The organism is Streptomyces sp. NPDC104313 (genome assembly GCF_055583985.1).
The window spans coordinates 446,645-462,056 of sequence record NZ_JBVJMW010000001.1; the positions used below are offsets into that span (position 1 = coordinate 446,645).

Consider the following 15,412-nt stretch of genomic DNA (forward strand, 5'->3'; position numbering starts at 1 on the left):
GACCCACGCGCGGGCAGCAGGGGCCGGGACCGACGCGCGGGCGCGCGGGCACGGGGTCCCGGACTCAGCCGCGCCGCAGCAGCGTGACCACCGCCGCTCCGCCGAGGCCGATGTTGTGGGCGAGGGCGGTCCGTGCGCCGGGCACCTGGCGGGCGCCGGCCTCCCCGCGCAGTTGCCAGGTCAGCTCGGCGGCCTGGGCGATCCCCGTGGCGCCCAGCGGATGGCCCTTGGAGATCAGCCCGCCGGACGGGTTCACGACCCACCGCCCGCCGTAGGTGGTCGCCCCGGACTCGACGAGCTTGCCGGACTCCCCCTCGCCGCACAGGCCCAACGCCTCGTAGGTGAGGAGTTCGTTGACGGAGAAGCAGTCGTGCAGTTCGATGACGTCGAGATCGTCCGGGCCGAGGCCGGAGGCCGTGTAGACCTGCTGGGCGGCGGCCCGGGACATCGGGGCTCCGACCGCGTCGATACAGCTGCCGGAGGCGAAGGAGGCCTCGGTGTCGGTGACCATGGCCTGGGCCGCGATCTCCACCGCCCGCTCCCCCAGACCGTGCCGCTCGACGAACCGCTCGGAGACGACGACGGCCGCCGCCGATCCGTCGGAGGTGGGCGAGCACTGGAGTTTGGTGAGGGGGCGGTGGACGGTGCGGGCGGCGAGGATCTCCTCGACCGTGTAGGGGTCCTGGAACTGGGCGTACGGGTTGTTCACCGAGTGCCGGTGGTTCTTGGCCCCGACCGCCGCGAGCTGTGCGGGCGTCGTCCCGTACCGCTCCATGTGCTCGCGGGCCGCGTTGCCGAAGATCTGGGCGGTGGGCGGGGACATCTCGAAGCCGTGGGCGGCGGCCATGATCCCGTAGTGCCGGGCGACGGGCGAGGTCGCGAAGTCGCCGCCGCCGTCCGCGCCGCTGCCGAGCGAACCGCGGGCCATCTTCTCGAAGCCGACGGCCAGGACGCAGTCGCTGCCGCCGCCCTCGACGAACTGCCGGGCCAGCATCAGGGCGGTGGAGCCGGTGGCGCAGTTGTTGTTGACGTTGTAGACGGGGACTCCGGTCAGCCCCAGTTCGTAGACGGCCCGTTGTCCGGCGGTGGAGGCCTGGAAGCAGTAGCCGACGGGGACCTGCTCGACCTGGTCGTAGCGGACCCCGGCGTCCTCCAGGGCGGCTGTGCCCGCCTCGCGGACCATGTCCCAGTACTGCCAGTCGCGGGTCTCGGGCTTCTCGAACCTCGTCATGCCGACGCCGACGATGTAGGCCTTCATTGTCCGACTCCTCTTGTCCTCTTGCCCTCTTGGTCTTCTGTGGTCAGTCCCGGGGGAGGCCGAGTATCCGTTCGGCGACGACGTTGAGCTGGATCTGGGTGGTGCCGCCCGCGATGGTCAGGCAGCGGGACATCAGGAAGCCGTGGAGGGCCCGCCCGGCCGCCGCCGGTTCGTCCACCGCGCCGTCCGGGCCGAGGAGTTCGAGGGTGAGTTCGGCGACCTTCTGCTGGTGGAGCGTCTGGACGAGTTTGCGGACCGAGGCCCCGGCGCCCGGTTCGCGGCCGGAGACCTGCTGGAGCGTGGTGCGCAGTCCGACGCAGGCGAGCGCGTGGGCCTCGGCGGCGAGCCCGCCGATCCGGGTGCGGGTCGCCTCGTCCAGCCCGGCCGAGCGGGCGATCAGGGCTTCCAGCCCGCTGTCGAAGGTCATCTGGTCGGCCATGTGGACGCGTTCGTTGCCCAGGGTGTCCCGGGCGACCCGCCAGCCGCCGCCGACCTCGCCGACGACGGCGTCGGCGGGCAGCAGGACGTCGTCGAAGTACACCTCGTTGAAGAGGGCCTCGCCGGTGATCTCCTTGAGCGGGCGGATGTCGATGCCTTCGGCGTTCTTCATGTCGACCAGGAAGTAGGTGAGTCCGCGGTGCTTGGGGGCGTCCGGGTCGGTGCGGGCCAGCAGGATGCCGTGGTCGGCGGTGCGGGCCGCGCTCGTCCAGACCTTCTGCCCGGTGATCCGCCACCCCTCGTCGGTCCGTACCGCGCGGGTGCGCAGCGCGGCGAGGTCGGATCCTGCGCCGGGTTCGGAGAAGAGCTGGCACCACTGGAGGTCGCCGCGCAGGGTGGCCGGCAGATAGCGCTCCCGCTGTTCCTCGGTTCCGTGGGTGATGAGGGAAGGCACCACCCAGGTGGCGATGGACAGGTCGCTGAGGCGGATGCCCTGTTCCCTCGACTCCCGCTGGATCGCCAGTTGTCGCACGGGGCCCGCGTCCAGTCCGTACGGGGCGGGGAGGTGCGGGGCCGCGTAGCCGGTGGCGGCGAGGGCGCGGCGGGCACCGGCCGGTGTCAGGCCCCGGGCGGCGGCGAGGTGGGGGCGGGCCTCGGCTCGGTGGCCGGCGGCCTCGGCGGGGAGTTCCAGGGCGAGTTCGCGGCGGGCTCCGGCCTCGGCGAGGCGGGCGGCGCGCAGCCGGTGGGTGTCGGCGGCACCGAGGAGCTGGCGGGCGAGGACGGCCCGGCGCAGCTGGAGGTGGGCGTCGTGCTCCCAGGTGAAGCCGATGCCGCCGAGTATCTGGATGGCGTCCTTGGCGCAGGTGTAGGCGGCCTCGGGTGCGGTGGCGGCGGCGAGCGCGGCGGCGAGGCCCCGCACCCCGGGCCCCGTGCCGTCAGACGGAGTGCCGTCGGACCGGGTGCCGTCGGACCGGGTGCCATGGGACCGGGTGCCATGGGACGGGGTGTCGTCGGACCGGGTGGGTTCGCCGCCGCCGGAACCCGCCGCCCCCGCCTCGTCGGCGGCGCGGGCGGACTCATCGGCGGCGCGGGCGGACTCGTCGGCGGCGCGGGCCGCGTCCCAGGTGAGGGCGCGGGCCTGCTCGAGGCGGACGAGCATGTCGGCACAGAGGTGCTTGACCGCCTGGAACGCCCCGATGGGCCGCCCGAACTGCTCGCGGACGCCGGCGTGCGCGACGGCGGTGTCCAGGCTCCGGGCGGCGGTCCCGCAGGCGTCGGCGGCGAGGAGGACGGCCGCCAGGTCGCCGACAAGCTCCGGGTCGGCCACCGGCACGGCCCGGTGTGCCGGTACGTGGACGGCGTCGGCGCGCACCTCGGCGGTGGGCCTGGTCGGGTCGACGCTGCGGTGCGGGCGCACGGTGAGGCCCTCGGTCCCGGCGTCCACGAGGAACCAGCGCTCGCCGTCGGGCGTGGCGGCGGGCAGCAGGAGCAGGTCGGCCGCCTCGGCGGTCAGGGCGGGCGGGGCGGTGCCGTCGAGCCGGTGGCCGCCCTCGGCGGGGGTGGCGGTGAGGGTGCCGGGCGCGAGGGCGAGGGCGGCGGTGCGGTCCCCCGCGGCGAGTTCCCGGAGCGGGCCGCCCAGCGCCCGGGCCCCGGCGGCCACCGCGTGGCGCAGCACGGCGGAGGTGAGCGCGGTCGCGAGGTACGGGCCGGGCAGCGAGGCGTACGCGGCCTCCTCCAGGACGACGGCCAGGTCGAGGAGGTCCCCGCCACCACCGCCGTACGCCTCGGGCAGATGGATGCCGGTGAGCCCCTGAGCGGCGAGCCCCTTCCAGTGGGCCGGGCGCCCGCCGGGGGCGGCCGGGCTCCCCGCGTCGAGGAGCTCGCGTACGTCGCCGGGTGGTGCGGCGCGGGCCAGCCAGCCCCGTACGGAGTGCGCCAGCGCGCGGTGCTCGTCGGTGATACCGATGCCGGTACCGACGCCGATGCCTGTGCCTGTGCCGATGCCCATGCGAGTCCTCGCCGGTCGGGGCCACTGGAACGGCGCAAGAGTAGAACACGTTTCAATCTGACGGAAGGTCAGGGGGCGTGGGATCCGGATCGGAATAGGGTGCCGCCGGGAAGCGTTCGCCATGCATGCACTTGGGGGGAGCCCGGGTGATCGACGCTGCCCGGAGGCCCCACGTATGCGAGGGACGGAACAGATACCGCACACCGGGGAGCTGTCCGAGCCGCGGCAGGCGCGCTCCGGCCCCATCGTGCCCGTCCTCGCCTTCGCGGGCATCACCGTCGCGGTGATGCAGACCCTGCTCGTGCCGGTCATCAAGGACCTGCCGGTCCTGCTGAACACCGACCCGGCCGACGCCACCTGGGTGATGACCGCCACCCTGCTCGCGGGCGCCGTCTCGACCCCGATCATGGGGCGGCTCGGCGACCTGTACGGGAAGCGGCGGATGCTGCTCGCCTCCCTCGCCGTCATGGTGGTCGGCTCGCTGATCTGCGCGTCCACCGACGACCTGGTCGTCATGATCACCGGCCGCGCGCTCCAGGGCTTCGCCATGGGCGCCATCCCGCTCGGCATCGGCATCATGCGTGACGAACTGCCGCGCGAGAGACTCGGTTCGGCGATGGCCCTGATGAGCTCCTCGATCGGGGTGGGCGGCGGGCTCGCGCTGCCCGCCGCCGCACTGGTCGCCCAGCACGCCGACTGGCACGCGCTGTTCCTCGGGTCGGCCGGGCTCGGCGTGCTCGCGATGGCGCTCACGTACACACTCGTCCCCGAACCGCCGCTGCGCGCGCCCGGCACGTTCGACGTCATCGGCGCGCTCGGACTCTCGCTCGGCCTGGTCCTTCTCCTCCTGCCGGTCACCAAGGGCAGCGACTGGGGCTGGACGTCGGCCCCGACCCTCGGGCTGCTCGCCGCGTCCGTGGCGACCCTGGTGCTGTGGGGCCTGTTCGAACTGCGCACCCCGGCGCCGCTCGTCGACCTGCGGACCACCGCCCGCCGCGAGGTACTGCTCACCAACCTCGCCTCGATCATGGTCGGGGTCGCCTTCTACGCGGTCTCCCTGGTCCTGCCGCAACTGCTCCAACTGCCCACGTCCACCGGTTACGGCCTCGGGCAGTCCATGGTGGTCGCCGGGCTCTGCGTGGCCCCGCTCGGCGTGACGATGATGTTCGTCGCCCCGCTGTACGCCCGGATCTCGGCCCACCGCGGCCCCAAGGTCACGCTGATGCTCGGCATGCTGGTCATCGCGATCGGTTACGGGGCCGGGCTCGGGCTGCTCGACGCCGCCTGGCAGACCGTGCTGATCGCGGTGGTGCTCGGCGCCGGGATCGGCCTCGCCTACTCCTCGCTGCCCGCCCTGATCATCGGCGCCGTCGACCCCTCGGAGACCGGCGCGGCCAACGGCCTCAACACCCTGATGCGGTCCATCGGCACCTCGGTGTCGAGCGCCGTCATCGGCATGGTGCTGGCCGACACCTCCGTGACGACGGGCTCGGTCCAGGTGCCGTCCATGGAGGGGTTCCGGACCTCGTTCCTGATCGCCATGGGCGCGGTGCTGATCGGCCTGGTGCTGGCGGCTTTCCTGCCCACGCAGCGGCCCTCCGCGCACCCGGTGCTCCTGGCGAGCGGTGCGGACGGCGGCGCGCAGGCAGCGCAGGCCGCGCGAGCCTCCCGGGCCGGAACCGGAGCCGGAGCCGGACCGACCGCGGGTCCCGGCCCGGCTCCGGCCCCCGGCCCGGCCTCGGCGCACGTCGCCGGTTCGGGCGGCTGAGCACGGTTCCGCCGGAGGCCGCCCGGACGGGGGCTCACCCCGCGTACGGCCCCGCCGATCCCCCCGGCGGGGACGTACGGCACGATGGGGCGCCGCTCCGCACTCACCCCGCCCCACCTGGAGGAACCCCGTGACCGCCGAGTCCGCCGCCGCTTCCGCGCCCGCGCCCGCCGCAGGACCCGCCGGACCCGCGGGACCCGGGCCGGAGATCCTCGCCGCGTTCGAGGCCGCCAAGGGCTTCATGCCGGTCCATGAGGGTCTCGCCCTGTACGCCGCCGCCACCGGGGCCGCCGCGCTCGGGCTGCCGCTGCTGGAGGTGGGCACGTACTGCGGGCGGTCCGCCATCCTGCTCGCGGACGCGGCGCGGCGAGCCGGGGTGAGCGCGCTCACCGTCGACCACCACCGGGGCAGCGAGGAGCAGCAGCCCGGCTGGAAGTACCACGACCCGAGTGTGGTGGACCCCGAGGTCGGGCTGATGGACACCCTGCCGACGTTCCGCCGCACCCTGCGCCGGGCCGGCCTGGAGGATCATGTGGTGGCGCTCGTCGGGCGCTCCCCGCAGGTCGCCGCCGTGTGGGGAGGACCGCTCGGGCTCGTCTTCGTCGACGGCGGCCACACCGACGAGCACGCGAACGCCGACTACGAGGGCTGGGCCCCGCATGTCGCCGATGGCGGGCTGCTGGTGATCCACGACGTGTTCCCCGACCCGGCCGACGGCGGCCGAGCCCCGTACCGGATCTATCTCCGGGCGCTGGCCTCCGGGGCGTTCACCGAGGTGTCGGCGACGGACTCGCTGCGTGTGCTGCGCCGCACGGGGGTCGGGATCTGAGCCGCCCGGACGGCCCGGGTGGGTAGCATCGCCGCGTGCCGTACGACGACAGCCCTCCCCCCACCCGCCGCGCCCGGCCCGTTTCCGTGGCCGCCGCGCTGGCCGCCGTATGCCTGACCGCCGCCGGATGCGGCGGCGGTCCACAAGCCGAGGGGGCCGGCGCGGCCTCGCCCCGGTCCGGCGCGGACGCCGCCTCCTCGACGGCTCCGACACCGGCCGGGAAGCGGCCGGAGCCGTCCGGTTCCGCCGGGACCTCGCCCTCCGGATCCGCATCCGGCGAAGGCTCCGGTTCCGGTTCCGGTTCCGGTTCCGGGAAGCCGCTGCCGAAGGGCCCGCTGACCGGCCGGACCGTGGTGATCGACCCGGGGCACAATCCGGGCAACCGCGATCACACCCGGGAGATCAACGAGCAGGTCGACATCGGCACCGGCCGCAAGGAGTGCGACACGACCGGCACGTCCACCGACGACGGCTACCCGGAGGCCCGGTTCACCCTCGACGTTTCCCATCGGCTGCGCACGCTGCTGGAGGCCGAGGGGGCCCGGGTCCGGCTGACGCACGACGCGGACCGGCCGTTCGGGCCGTGCATCGACGAGCGGGCCCGGATCGGGAACGAGGCGAAGGCCGACGCGGTGGTCTCGGTGCACGCCGACGGGTCGGCCGTGGGCAACCGGGGCTTCCACGTGATCCTGCCCGCCGGGGTGAGGGGCGGCGGGGCCGATACCTCGAAGATCGTGAAGAGTTCGGCCGATCTCGGCGCGAGGATCGCCGGACACTTCGTCCGTACGACCGGAAGCGCGCCCTCCAATTACATCGGCGGAAATACCGGTCTGGACACGCGTAATGATCTCGGCGGACTGAATCTGTCGACCGTGCCCAAGGTGTTCGTCGAATGCGGCAATATGCGTGACCCGAAGGACGCGGCCCTGCTCACCAGCGCGAGTTGGCGACAGAAGGCGGCCCAGGGACTGGCCGATGGTATTACCAGCTACCTGAAGGGGTAGTTCTGCGGTGATATTGGGGGGATAACCGCTCATGATCCGGGCGCGGGCGCAACCCGACCGGGCAGACGATAGATTCATCCGTACGATGGGGAGCCGCTCCCGAGCTCGAGCCGCACCGGCGGCAGCGACGACCGCCCCGACGAGACGACCGACTAAGGACCTTCACGTGAATATCCGATCCCTCACTCGAGGCGACGGCGTGGTGATCGGAGCAGCGGTCGTGCTGTTCATCGCCTCTTTCCTCGACTTCTCCAACTACGACTGCCCGCAGGGTGTCGACTGCTCCCGGTTCGACAGCCCGAACGCCTGGGACTCGCTCGGGCTCCTGATGAGCGTCTTCATCGCCGGCGTCATCGGTGCGGCGCTGGTGGTCGTCGGTCGGACCATGCCGGGCCGCAAGGTCGTCGGGCTCGACCTCGGCCAGTTCGGTGCGGCGCTCACCGTCTTCGCGCTGTGGACCGCCTTCTGGACGATGCTCGACGTCAACAGCGCCGGGGCCGGCCTGATTCTCGGCCTGCTGGCCACCTTCGTACTCGCGGCGGGCGCCATCGCCGGTCCGCTGGTCCCCGCGCTCAAGGCCCCGCTGCTCAGCGCGGACCGCCCGGCGCAGGGCGTAGGGGCCGGGCAGGCCCCGTACGGTGCGGGCCCCGGCCAGGGCTACGGCTTCCCGGCCGGCCAGCAGCAGTCGCCGTACGGCGCCCAGCAGAGCCAGGGCTACGGCTACCCCGGCGCTCCGCAGCAGGGTCAGCCCGCCCAGGCCGACCCGGCGCAGGCGCAACATCCCCAGGCCCAGCAGCCTTCACAGGGCGGCGCGGCCCCCGCGGGCGACTTCACCCCGTTCTGGTTCGCCGTTCCGGTGGCCCGCCCACTGTACGGCGAGGACGGTTCGCCGAACCCGATCGCCGAGCTGGCGCCGGGCACGTGGTACCTCGCGGTGGAGCAGCGCGGCCAGAGCCTCATCGCCCAGACGCAGGACGGCCGTCGTGGTGTCCTCCAGGACACCACGGGCATCCAGCGCGGCTGATCCCGTACGCACACCGCGGCCCCTCGCCCTTCCGGGCGGGGGGCCGTTGTCGTACAGTCCAACCCGGCGACCAGATCTGACACTTCGTCACCTGCGGTGGGAGGGAGCGGCATGCGGCTCGGACTCGCGCTCGGATACTGGGGCCGCGGCCCCGACCCCGGCCAACTCGCCCTGGTCCAGGAGGCCGAGCGGCTCGGCTACGACTCGGTGTGGACGGCGGAGGCCTGGGGGTCGGACGCGTTCACGCCGCTGACCTGGATCGCCGCCCACACCTCCCGGATCCGGCTGGGCACCGGCATCGTCCAGATGGCGGCCCGCACCCCCACCGCGACGGCCATGCACGCGCTGACCCTGGACCATCTCTCCGGCGGCCGGATGCTGCTCGGCCTCGGCCTGTCCGGGCCGCAGGTGGTGGAGGGGTGGTACGGACGGCCGTTCCCCAGGAGCCCGCTGACCGCGACCCGCGAGTACGTCGAGGTGATCCGGCAGGTGCTGGCACGGCAGGCTCCGGTCGAGCTGGCGGGCCGCTTTCACTCCCACCCGTACACCGGCCCGGACGCCACCGGGCTCGGCAAGCCGCTGAAGCCGATCACGCATCCGCTGCGGGCCTCGCTCCCCGTTCTGCTGGGCGCGGAGGGCCCGAAGAACATCGCGCAGACGGCTGAGATCGCGGACGGCTGGCTGCCGTTGTACTGGTCGCCGCTGCGCACGGACGTCTACGGGGCCTCGCTCACCGGACTCCGGGACGGATTCATGATCGCGCCGATGACCCGCGCGCACGTCTGCGACGACGTGGCCGAGGGCCTGTGGCCGGTGAAGGCGATGCTCGGCTTCTACATCGGCGGGATGGGACACGCGACCCGCAACTTCCACGCCGACCTGATGGCCCGCATGGGGTTCGAGGAGGAGGCCCGGCTGATCCAGGAGCTGTTCCTCCAGGGCCGCAAGGAGGAGGCGGTGCGGGCGGTGCCCGACGCGTTCGCCGACGAGATCTCCCTGATCGGGCCGCGCGCCCGCATCGCGGAGCGGCTGGAGCTGTGGCGCACGGGTCCGGTGACGGATCTGCTGGTCACCGCCCCGGACCCGCACACGCTGCGGGTCCTGGCGGAGCTGAACAGCTGAGAGCTGTCCGCGACCCTCTCGGCTCAGCCGAACGAGGACCGGTCCAGCCAGAAGTCCAGCAGCGCGGCGTCACCGAGCACCTCGACCCGTGGACTCGTCGGCTCCAGCCGGCGGTTGAAGACGAGCATCAGGTCGGTGAGCGGTCCGCGCAGCGCGACCGTGGCCTTGTCGTGCGCGTGCCGCCAGGTGAAGCGGTCCTCGCCGAACTCGATCAGCCACTCCGCACCGGGCACGTCGGTGGCGTGCAGATGCAACGAGCGCCCGCCTCCGCACAGTTCGGCCGCCTCCGGGTCGCCGTCCTCCTGGGAGAAGGAGACGATGCGCAGCCATTCCTCGATGGTGTCGGCGGCCACGTCGGCGTCGACCGTGTACGGGACGCGGGCGGCGAGCGCGGCGTCCGCCCGGTGCACAGCCGTCTCGTGCGTCACACGCCGAGCCCAGAAGGCCGCCCGCCGCTCCCACGCCCAGGTCCACACCTCGGCGTCCGGCCCCGCCTCCCGCAGCGCGGCGACGGCGGCCACGGCCCCCTCGGCGAGCCAGGCGTCCAGCGCGGCCGGGTCATCGCCGTCCGGGCCCCCGGCGCCGGGCACCGTGTCCTCGGGGATCTCCTCGGCCGCGCGGGTGCGGACGATCTCGCCGACCCAGCGGTGCGCGCCGCCGACGTGCACGGCCAGCTCCCGCAGGGTCCAGTCGGGACAGGTGGGGACGGTCGCGGTGAGGTCGGCGCCGGTCAGCACCGCGCGCAGGGCGTCGGTCTGGGCCAGTATCTCGTCGCAGTAACGTTCATGGGAGAGAGAGGTCATGCGGCGCACCTTAACCGGCGGAGCCCGGGTTGATCACCCGATCTCCGCCGGTCGCCACCCGGTGCGGGCCGTCCGGGTTTCACCCCGCGTGGAGCGGCAACCAGAGTTCCATGTCTCCCAGAACACGTTCAGGAAGCAGTTCAGCTCCAGGGCGTGTTCAGCGGCAGCAGTCCAGCTCCAGGCCGACCGGCAGCCGTTCGCCACCGAAGACCGCGGTGGTCGCCTCGTCCCCTCCGAGCGCGGCCACCGCGAGCAGCAGCGAGCCCGCCGTCCAGGTGGTGAGCTCCTCGGGCCAGAAGGCCCGGTTGCCCTCGAAGACGTACCCCGTCCAGTACAGCCCGCCCTCGGCGCGCAGGTGCTGGACGGACTGGAGGATCTCCAGCGCCCGGTCCGACTCCCCCGTCATCCAGAGGGCCAGGGCGAGTTCGCAGCTCTCGCCGCCGGTCACCCAGGGGTTGGGCAGCACACAGCGCACCCCGAGACCGGGAACGACGAAGCGGTCCCAGCCCTCCTGGATGCGGGCGGTGGCCTCGGCGCCGGTGACCGCGCCGCCGAGGACCGGGTAGTACCAGTCCATCGAGTAGCGGCTCTTGTCGAGGAAGCGCTCGGGGTGACCGCGGATCGCGTGGGCCAGCGCACCGGTCGCCAACTCCCAGTCGGGCTGCGGCTCCTCGCGGCGCTCGGCGATGGCCAGCGCGCAGCGCAGCGCCTGGTGGATCGAGGAGGAGCCGGTCAGCAGCGCGTCGTTGACGGGCGTTCCGTCGGGCTCCCGCTTCCAGCCGATCTGCCCACCGGGCTGCTGGAGCCCGAGGACGAATTCGACGGCCGCGAAGACCGTGGGCCACATCCGGTCGACGAACGCGTCGTCGCCCGTGGCCAGGTAGTGGTGCCAGACGCCGACGGCCACGTACGCGCAGAAGTTGCTCTCCAGTCCCCGGTCGGTCGGCTGCCGCGGATCGCCGTCGTGGTAGGCGGCGTACCAGGAGCCGTCGGTGTTCTGGTTGCGGGCGAGCCAGTCGTAGGCGCGGGCCGCGGCCTCGTGCTCGCCGGCCGCGTCCAGGGCCATCGCGGACTCGGTGTGGTCCCACGGGTCGAGGTGATGGCCCCGGAACCAGGGCAGCGCGCCGTCCTCCCGCTGCACGGCGGCGATCGCGGCGACCGTCTCGGTGGCCTGGGCCGCCGTCAGGACGCCCGGCAGTACGAGGTGTTCGGTCTGTTCGGGGGTGCTCACGCCTCGGCCTTCGGAAGGTGCGGCTTGGTGGCGTAGGCGACGAAGCTCTTGCCGACGACCGGGTTGAGCAGCTGCTCGGCGACCCGGGTGGCGAGCGGCTTCTTCATGATGTCCCAGACCAGCAGTTTGTGGTACGCCCGCACCGGCAGCGCCTGGTCGTTGTCCACGCCGAAGGCGCACTTGAGCCACCAGTACGGCGCGTGCAGGGCGTGGGCGTGGTGGGTGCCGTACGGCTTGAGTCCGGCCTCGCGGATCCGGGCGAGGAGCTGGTCCGCCTTGTAGATGCGGATGTGGCCGCCCTCGACCTCGTGGTAGGCGTCGGAGAGGGTCCAGCAGATCTTCTCGGGGCCGTAGCGCGGGACGGTGATGGCTATCCGGCCGCCCGGCCTGAGCACCCGGACCATCTCGGCGAGGAGGCCCTTGTCGTCCGGGATGTGCTCCATGACCTCGGAGATGATCACGACGTCGAAGGAGTCGTCGGGGAAGGGCAGGTTGAGGGCGTCGCCCTCCATCGCGGTGGCGGTGGCGCCCTCGGGGGCCTCCCCGGCCTCCTTCATCGCGGCGAACCACTTGGCGACCTCGCGGATCTCCTCGCCGTTCCGGTCGAGCGCGACGACCTGCGCGCCGCGCCGGTAGCACTCGAAGGCATGCCGGCCGGCACCGCAGCCCAGGTCGAGCACCCGGTCGCCGGCGGCGAGCGGGAAGCGGGTGAAGTCGACGGTCAGCACGGGGGCCTGCCTTCGAGGTCGGAGGTACGGGTTGCGACGATCGGGTCCGCGGTCGCCCGGGGGCGCGCGGTCATCCGCGGACTCCGCGGGCGATGATCGCCTGACGGTACAGCTCGGCCGTTCCGGCGGCCGCCCTGGCCCAGGTGAAGTTGGCCAGCACCCGCTCGCGGCCCGCCGCGCCGAGCCGGGCGCGCAGCTCCGGGCGCTCCAGCAGCCGGGCCAGCGCCCCGGCCAGCGCGTCCGCGTCGCCGGGCCGCACGGCGAGGCAGGTCTCCCCGTCGCGGCCGGAGACCTCGGGGATCGCGCCTCCGGTGGTCGCGACCAGCGGGGTGCCGGTGGCCATGGCCTCGGCGGCGGGCAGTGAGAACCCCTCGTACAGCGAGGGCACACAGGAGACCTGGGCGCCGCGCACCAGGTCGACCAGCTCGGCGTCGCTGATGCCCTTGACGAACTCGACGGCGTCCGCGAGCCCGTGCCGCTCGATCGCGCGGGCGACCGGGCCGTTCTCGGCGCGTTTGCCGACGACGACGAGGTGGGCCGCGGGGTTCTCGGTGCGGAGCTTGGCGAGCGCGTCGACGAGGTGGACGAGGCCCTTGAGCGGGACGTCGGCGCTGGAGGTGGTGACGATGCGGCCGGGCACCTCGGGGACGGAGGGGTCGGGGGACCACAGGTCGGTGTCGGCGCCGATGTGGACGACACTGATCCGGTCCGCGCGTACGCCGAGGTCCTCGACGATCTCGTCCCGGGAGGAGCCGGAGACGGTGAGGACGGTGTCCAGCCTGCGGGCGACCCGCTTCTGCATGCGGGTGAAGGCGTACCAACGGCGTACGGAGGCGCGGCGGCGGCGGTCGGCGGCGGCCGCCAGGTCGAGCCTGCGGTCCACGGTGATGGGGTGGTGGATCGTCGTCACGAGCGGGGCCCCGAGGTCGCCGAGGAGTCCGTACCCGAGGGTCTGGTTGTCGTGGACGACGTCGAACTCGCCACGCCGCGCCAGCAGATGACGTCGGGCGCGCAGGCTGAAAGTGAGCGGTTCGGGAAAGCCGCCGGTCCACATGGTGGCGACCTCGGCCAGGTCGATCCAGTCGCGGTACTCGCCGCGCTTCGGGGTGCGGAAGGGGTCGGGCTGGCGGTAGAGATCGAGGCTGGGCAGCTCGGTGAGCGGAACGCCCTCGTCGAGCACCGGGTAGGGCTGCGCGCCGATCACCTCGACGCTGTGGCCGAGGCGGGCGAGCTCCCTGCCGAGGTGGCGGACGTACACGCCCTGGCCGCCGCAGAACGGATTGCCCTTGTAGGTGAGGAGTGCGATGCGCAACGGCCGGTCGCCGGTCCCGGTGGTGGTGCCGTCGCCCGTGCGGGGGCCTGTCTCTATGGCCTCAGCGGTCACACTCGGCCCCCTTCTTACTGCGTGTTCGCCGGAGCGTAACCGGTCGCGCTAATCTAGAACAAGTTTCAGACTTGATAGAACAAGTCGCATACTTGATCGTTCGACGTGCGTCGAATCTACCGGCAGGTAGCGTCGGCGTGAGGGCCGGATCGGGTGATTCGCGCCACGACGGACGCCCTGGCATGCTGTGCGCGCCCGGCCCGGCCGCTTCGTCCGTCCGGGTGCGGGATCAAGCCATGGATCACGGATCGTGGATCGGGGACAGCATGATCGCGGACGCCAGACCGGCAGCGCCTCCGCTCACCGAGCGCCAGGAGGCCCGTCGCCGCCGCATCCTGCACGCCAGCGCCCAACTGGCCGGCCGGGGCGGGTTCGAGGCGGTGCAGATGCGGGAGGTGGCCGAGGCCGCCGGGGTCGCGCTGGGCACCCTCTACCGCTATTTCCCGTCCAAGATCCATCTGCTGGTCGCGACCATGCAGGACCAGCTCCAGCACATGCACACCACGCTCCGCAAACGCCCGCCGGCCGGCGACGACGCGGCCCAGCGGGTGGCCGAGACGCTGATGCGCGCCTTCCGCGCCCTTCAGCGCGAACCGCACCTCGCGGATGCCATGGTCCGCGCCCTCACCTTCGCGGACCGCAGCGTGAGCCCCGAGGTGGACACCGTCTCCCGGCTCACCACGGCGATCATCCTGGACGCGATGGGCCTGGAGCACCCGACCCCGGAGCAGCTCTCCGCGGTCCGGGTCATCGAGCACACCTGGCACTCGGCACTGATCACCTGGCTGTCGGGCCGGGCCTCGATCGCCCAGGTGAAGATCGACATCGAGACGGTCTGCCGTCTCATCGACCTGACGGCCGAGCCGCGCCGGAGCTGAGGAGCGGCGCGTCGACGGGGCGGGCCGTCGACGCGTCGGCGCCCGCGAGTGCGACCACGGCCGCACGGCGGTGGTCGGTCCACTCGGCCAGCGGGACATCGTCCCGCCCGGCCTTGAACTGCGCCTCCCGCCGGACCCACAACCGCAGCAGCGCCGGGCCGGGGTCCGGCTCGGCACAGGCGGCGTCCACCTCGTCCGCCGGCAGCATCCGCCGCAGTACGGACAGAGGGCCCGGCCGGCGCGTCAGGGGCTCCACATCGATACCGACCGGGCCCACGCCGACCGCGGCCGCGACCAGGCCGTCGGCGTGGCTGAAGCCGGCGCCCAGCACGGGATGGTCCGGGAGATACGGCCGGCCGTGCCCGTCCCGCCCGCACCCGGGGCAGCGCTGGGCCGGCTCCACCTCGCCCGGCGGCAGACCGGTGACCCGGGAGGCGCACAGCCGCAGCAGCAGGCGGGCCGCCACCACGTCGTCACGCCGGGCCGGCACGCGGATCCCCGCGAGCCGCAGCCGCTCCCACGGGGCGAGCAGACGCTCGTCGAGCTCCGGGTGCGCCAGCACCTCCGCGGTGGTGGCCACCAGCGCCACGGTGGCCGCGCCCCGCTCGGGGGGCGGCGGGAGAGGGGTCACCGGCCCGGGCTCACCCGGCCGGCGCCTCCGCCAGGACCGCGGAGCCGAGGAAGCGCTCCTTGACGCGGGCGAGGGTGCGGAAGTCGTCGATGGTGACTTCCTGCAGATCGATGCCGCTGCCCGAGATCTCCTCCAGGAGGTCGATGAACTCCAGGAAGTCCATCGAGTCGATGAGGCGGGCCTCGATGAGGTCCTCCTCGAAGCCGATCGGGCCGTCGAGGCCGGGATTCTTCTCGTTGAGCCACGCTACGACACGTTCCATGAGAGAAAACGCTCCTCTTGCTTCTGTTCTGGCTGCTTCTGTTC

Annotated in this window: 14 protein-coding genes; 6 read left to right on the top strand and 8 right to left on the bottom strand. The window is 73.2% G+C overall.

The genetic code is table 11. The features are described 5' to 3' along the window. Nucleotides 1-64: 64 nt before the first annotated feature. Together ACZ60Q_RS01990 and ACZ60Q_RS01995 are read right to left on the bottom strand one after the other, a co-directional pair. Complete coding sequence (locus ACZ60Q_RS01990) at nucleotides 65-1,258, bottom strand: lipid-transfer protein (protein ID WP_469626957.1); 1,194 nt, start codon at nucleotides 1,256-1,258, stop codon at nucleotides 65-67. 43 nt (nucleotides 1,259-1,301) lie between these two features. Next, nucleotides 1,302-3,704 carry an acyl-CoA dehydrogenase family protein gene (locus tag ACZ60Q_RS01995; RefSeq protein ID WP_469626960.1) on the bottom strand — a complete coding sequence of 801 codons (2,403 nt, stop codon included), beginning with the start codon at nucleotides 3,702-3,704 and terminating at the stop codon, nucleotides 1,302-1,304. Between the two features lie 175 nt (nucleotides 3,705-3,879). Between ACZ60Q_RS01995 and ACZ60Q_RS02000 the strand changes: the two genes are divergently transcribed. The 5 genes from ACZ60Q_RS02000 (at nucleotide 3,880) to ACZ60Q_RS02020 (ending at nucleotide 9,451) form a co-directional block, all read left to right on the top strand. Next, the gene (locus ACZ60Q_RS02000) at nucleotides 3,880-5,472 is read left to right on the top strand and encodes an MFS transporter (protein WP_469626963.1); all 1,593 of its coding nucleotides are present in this window, start codon (nucleotides 3,880-3,882) and stop codon (nucleotides 5,470-5,472) included. Between the two features lie 241 nt (nucleotides 5,473-5,713). Next, complete coding sequence (locus ACZ60Q_RS02005) at nucleotides 5,714-6,301, top strand: class I SAM-dependent methyltransferase (protein WP_469627979.1); 588 nt, start codon at nucleotides 5,714-5,716, stop codon at nucleotides 6,299-6,301. A gap of 35 nt (nucleotides 6,302-6,336) precedes the next feature. Then, nucleotides 6,337-7,305, top strand: a complete 969-nt coding sequence (locus tag ACZ60Q_RS02010; protein ID WP_469626966.1) for an N-acetylmuramoyl-L-alanine amidase — start codon at nucleotides 6,337-6,339, stop codon at nucleotides 7,303-7,305. Nucleotides 7,306-7,471: 166 nt separating this feature from the next. Further along, a complete protein-coding gene (locus ACZ60Q_RS02015; RefSeq protein WP_469626969.1) occupies nucleotides 7,472-8,329 on the top strand; it encodes a DUF5336 domain-containing protein in 858 nt (285 codons plus the stop codon). A 111-nt stretch (nucleotides 8,330-8,440) separates the two neighbouring features. Continuing rightward, the gene (locus tag ACZ60Q_RS02020) at nucleotides 8,441-9,451 is read left to right on the top strand and encodes an LLM class F420-dependent oxidoreductase (RefSeq protein ID WP_469626971.1); all 1,011 of its coding nucleotides are present in this window, start codon (nucleotides 8,441-8,443) and stop codon (nucleotides 9,449-9,451) included. Nucleotides 9,452-9,474: 23 nt separating this feature from the next. On the opposite strand, the gene ACZ60Q_RS02025 is transcribed toward ACZ60Q_RS02020, so the two are convergent. From ACZ60Q_RS02025 to ACZ60Q_RS02040, 4 genes are all read right to left on the bottom strand, one after another. Continuing rightward, nucleotides 9,475-10,254, bottom strand: coding sequence for a maleylpyruvate isomerase family mycothiol-dependent enzyme (locus ACZ60Q_RS02025; protein WP_469626973.1), 780 nt, complete (start codon nucleotides 10,252-10,254; stop codon nucleotides 9,475-9,477). 157 nt (nucleotides 10,255-10,411) lie between these two features. Then, nucleotides 10,412-11,485, bottom strand: coding sequence for a prenyltransferase/squalene oxidase repeat-containing protein (locus tag ACZ60Q_RS02030; RefSeq protein ID WP_469626976.1), 1,074 nt, complete (start codon nucleotides 11,483-11,485; stop codon nucleotides 10,412-10,414). After that, entirely contained in the window at nucleotides 11,482-12,213 is a 732-nt protein-coding gene (locus ACZ60Q_RS02035) for a class I SAM-dependent methyltransferase (protein WP_469626981.1), read from the bottom strand. The genes ACZ60Q_RS02030 and ACZ60Q_RS02035 overlap by 4 nt, the downstream gene beginning before the upstream one ends. Nucleotides 12,214-12,283: 70 nt before the next feature. After that, a complete protein-coding gene (locus tag ACZ60Q_RS02040) occupies nucleotides 12,284-13,597 on the bottom strand; it encodes a glycosyltransferase family 4 protein (protein WP_469626984.1) in 1,314 nt (437 codons plus the stop codon). A 266-nt stretch (nucleotides 13,598-13,863) separates the two neighbouring features. On the opposite strand from ACZ60Q_RS02040, the gene ACZ60Q_RS02045 reads away from it, so the two are divergent. After that, nucleotides 13,864-14,475, top strand: a complete 612-nt coding sequence (locus ACZ60Q_RS02045; RefSeq protein ID WP_469627982.1) for a TetR family transcriptional regulator — start codon at nucleotides 13,864-13,866, stop codon at nucleotides 14,473-14,475. On the opposite strand, the gene ACZ60Q_RS02050 is transcribed toward ACZ60Q_RS02045, so the two are convergent. Further along, on the bottom strand, nucleotides 14,441-15,106 hold the full coding sequence (locus ACZ60Q_RS02050) for a 4'-phosphopantetheinyl transferase family protein (protein WP_469626987.1): 666 nt from the start codon (nucleotides 15,104-15,106) through the stop codon (nucleotides 14,441-14,443). The two genes, ACZ60Q_RS02045 and ACZ60Q_RS02050, sit on opposite strands and share 35 nt — an antisense overlap. Nucleotides 15,107-15,116: 10 nt before the next feature. Further along, nucleotides 15,117-15,368, bottom strand: coding sequence for an acyl carrier protein (locus ACZ60Q_RS02055; protein WP_469626990.1), 252 nt, complete (start codon nucleotides 15,366-15,368; stop codon nucleotides 15,117-15,119). Between the last annotated feature and the right edge of the window lie 44 nt (nucleotides 15,369-15,412).

What these genes read in the sequence shown, in the direction of transcription:
- ACZ60Q_RS02020 (WP_469626971.1), top strand. Translation starts at nt 8,441, where the DNA reads ATGCGGCTCGGACTCGCGCTCGGATACTGGGGCCGCGGCCCCGACCCC.
- ACZ60Q_RS01995 (WP_469626960.1), bottom strand. Translation starts at nt 3,704, where the DNA reads ATGGGCATCGGCACAGGCACAGGCATCGGCGTCGGTACCGGCATCGGT.
- ACZ60Q_RS02045 (WP_469627982.1), top strand. Translation starts at nt 13,864, where the DNA reads ATGATCGCGGACGCCAGACCGGCAGCGCCTCCGCTCACCGAGCGCCAG.
- ACZ60Q_RS02000 (WP_469626963.1), top strand. Translation starts at nt 3,880, where the DNA reads ATGCGAGGGACGGAACAGATACCGCACACCGGGGAGCTGTCCGAGCCG.
- ACZ60Q_RS02055 (WP_469626990.1), bottom strand. Translation starts at nt 15,368, where the DNA reads ATGGAACGTGTCGTAGCGTGGCTCAACGAGAAGAATCCCGGCCTCGAC.
- ACZ60Q_RS02005 (WP_469627979.1), top strand. Translation starts at nt 5,714, where the DNA reads ATGCCGGTCCATGAGGGTCTCGCCCTGTACGCCGCCGCCACCGGGGCC.
- ACZ60Q_RS01990 (WP_469626957.1), bottom strand. Translation starts at nt 1,258, where the DNA reads ATGAAGGCCTACATCGTCGGCGTCGGCATGACGAGGTTCGAGAAGCCC.
- ACZ60Q_RS02025 (WP_469626973.1), bottom strand. Translation starts at nt 10,254, where the DNA reads ATGACCTCTCTCTCCCATGAACGTTACTGCGACGAGATACTGGCCCAG.